The organism is Streptomyces sp. MnatMP-M17, assembly GCF_900091995.1.
Classification (GTDB): Bacteria; Actinomycetota; Actinomycetes; order Streptomycetales; family Streptomycetaceae; genus Streptomyces.
Window position 1 is genome coordinate 1 of record NZ_FMDK01001040.1, and the last position, 1,775, is coordinate 1,775.

Sequence of the window (1,775 nt, forward strand, 5' to 3'; positions counted from 1 at the left end):
GCCCCGAGCCGTTATGCGCCTGTCGGCTGGCGGACATGGTCGTTGACCCAGGTGACGATCGATGTCGTCGTCGCGCCCGGAGTGAAGATCTCGGCGACGCCCAGCTCCTTCAGCGGCGCGATGTCCGCCTCCGGGATGATGCCGCCGCCGAAGACCTTGATGTCCTCCGCGTCCCGCTCCTTCAGCAGCTCGATCACCTTCGCGAAGAGCGTGTTGTGGGCACCGGAGAGGATGGACAGCCCGATCGCGTCGGCGTCCTCCTGGATCGCGGTGTCCACGATCTGCTCGGGAGTCTGGTGGAGGCCCGTGTAGATGACCTCCATACCGGCGTCGCGCAGCGCCCGCGCGATCACCTTGGCCCCACGATCGTGGCCGTCGAGACCCGGCTTGGCCACCACCACGCGGATCGGACCGGTCACACCCATCACTGCCTCCACATACCGACTGCACACCGACCGCGCCGTCGACCGGCCCGGGTCCCCGCGCCCGCCCGGCCCGGAGAAGTGAACGAACGTTACCCACAGCATCCCGCACCCTGCTGTTTCGCGGCGGTCGGCGAGGGGGAAATCACACCTGGGACATGTTCGCTTTGCGGTGTTCCGGTACCACTCGGCCCCAGGGCCGGGTCGGGACAGCCGCAAGGGGAGCCGCAGAGGAGCCGCCACACGGGCGCGGTTCCACCGGACCGCCGGTCGGGCGGTGCGGTGGGCCACCGGTGCGTCGGCTCCGGCACGTCGGCCGCGATCCGACCCGCGTGAGCGGCGCCCCATGAGGGCACACGGGGGTCAGAGCCGCCTCCCGGGTGCCGTTCGGAGGTCGGCCATGCAAATTCTGCCGTTCTTTCCGCTCTCGCCGCTCCTGCCTCCGCTGCTGCGTCAGATGAGCCGTGTACGCGAGGTGACGACACCACCGGCCGCCCTGCTTCGCGCCAGCGCGATCGATCTGGCCATCCTCACCGGCCATCTCGTCCTCTACCCGGCCGGAATCATCCAGGAGCGCCGCGCCGCGCCTCTGCCGCCCGAAACGCCCCAGCTTCCCACCGAGGGCCGCGCCCGGCCGCCCGTCGTACTGCTCCACGGCCTCGTCGACAACCGCTCCGTCTTCGTGATGCTGCGCCGCTCCCTCTCCCGGCACGGCTGGACACGTCTCATCTCGCTCAACTACTCGCCGTTGACGTTCGACATCCGTACGGCCGCCGAGCTGCTCGGCCGGCACATCGAGGAGATCTGCGCCCGGACCGGCCACCATCAGGTCGATGTGGTGGGCCACAGCCTGGGCGGTCTGATCGCCCGCTATTACGCGCAGTGTCTGGGCGGCGACACCCGGATACGCACCCTGGTCACGCTCGGTACGCCTCACGAGGGCACCACCGCCGTACCGCTGGCGGACGCCCATCCCGTGGTGCGGCAGATGCGGCCCGGATCCGCCCTGATCGAGGAGCTGAGGCTGCCCGCGCCCGGCTGCCGCACCCGCTTCGTAAGCTTCTGGAGCGATCTCGACCAGCTCATGGACCCGGTGGAGACGGCACGCATCGACCATCCTGATCTCCTCACACAGAACATCCGTGTGAGCGGTCTCGGCCATCTCACGCTGCCGGTTCATCCGTCGGTCGCGGCCGGTGTGCGGCAGGTGCTCGAATCCGGATTCCTGCCCGATCTCGGCTCCGGCAGCGGGCCCGACGGAGGTTCCGCGGCCGGCGGACCGGCGTCCGTCGCCTGACCACGGACCGGCTCGTCGGACCGGCTCGTCGGACCGTCGGACCAGCCGATCGGATC

Annotated in this window: 2 protein-coding genes; one reads left to right on the plus strand and one right to left on the minus strand. The window is 70.0% G+C overall.

Annotated features, from left to right (window positions below; all coding sequences use genetic code 11):
* Window positions 1–11: 11 nt before the first annotated feature.
* Window positions 12–425: a cobalamin B12-binding domain-containing protein gene (locus GA0115259_RS35585; protein WP_093604512.1), complete on the minus strand. Its 414-nt coding sequence runs from the start codon at window positions 423–425 to the stop codon at window positions 12–14.
* A 397-nt stretch (window positions 426–822) separates the two neighbouring features.
* Here GA0115259_RS35585 and GA0115259_RS35590 point away from each other — a divergent pair, with 397 nt between their 5' ends.
* A complete protein-coding gene (locus GA0115259_RS35590; RefSeq protein WP_161230565.1) occupies window positions 823–1,719 on the plus strand; it encodes an esterase/lipase family protein in 897 nt (298 codons plus the stop codon).
* Window positions 1,720–1,775: the final 56 nt, after the last annotated feature.

Bases quoted from the DNA above. Each gene is read 5' to 3' on its own strand.
- GA0115259_RS35585 (WP_093604512.1), bottom strand. From the start codon at position 425: ATGGGTGTGACCGGTCCGATCCGCGTGGTGGTGGCCAAGCCGGGTCTC.
- GA0115259_RS35590 (WP_161230565.1), top strand. From the start codon at position 823: ATGCAAATTCTGCCGTTCTTTCCGCTCTCGCCGCTCCTGCCTCCGCTG.